1 protein-coding gene is annotated in these 630 nt (G+C 44.9%); it reads left to right on the forward strand.

The window, feature by feature from the left end; translation table 11 throughout:
* A partial coding sequence (locus L2737_RS22255; RefSeq protein ID WP_248957142.1) for a hypothetical protein occupies positions 1-630 on the forward strand: 630 nt, incomplete at both ends.

Consider the following 630-nt stretch of genomic DNA (forward strand, 5'->3'; position numbering starts at 1 on the left):
GCTGATGTTTCATCACTCATCGATGGCAATATTAGCTTTACAGCGAATACTGTCGATATCGCTGGTAATCCCACTTCTGTCACAGCCATTGTCAGCAAAGATTCTCAAGCAACTGTGACCATTGAAGCGGTAGATGATGACAATACGCTTAATGCAGTTGAAGTCCCCAGCACAACTTTGCGCGGTGAAGCATTAAATATTGAAGACGGTCAAAATGTGCTGGTGTGGGTCACTGATATTAACGGTGCGCGCCTAATCTTTAATACCACCGTCATCGATGGACAATGGCAATTAGATAACCTTGATTTATCATCACTCACAGAAGGCTCTCTCACGCTAAGAGCTCTATCCAACGATACTCAAGGCAATCCTACCATTGGCAGCAATACTGTAGAAAAAGACACGCTCGCTGATATCACCGTAGAAATTATTGATAATGATGGCGTACTCAACGCACAAGAGATGACTCAAGTGGCGCTCCAAGGCACTGTTACCAATGTCGAAGACGGTCAAACTGTCACCGTAACCTTAACGGACAACCAAGGGAATTCATTAACCCTTAACGCCATTGTGACTGGCGGACTATGGACGTTAGCTCCCCAAGATTTATCCACTTTTGATGATGGCTCG

The organism is Shewanella electrodiphila, assembly GCF_023283985.1.
Lineage (GTDB): Bacteria > Pseudomonadota > Gammaproteobacteria > Enterobacterales > Shewanellaceae > Shewanella > Shewanella electrodiphila.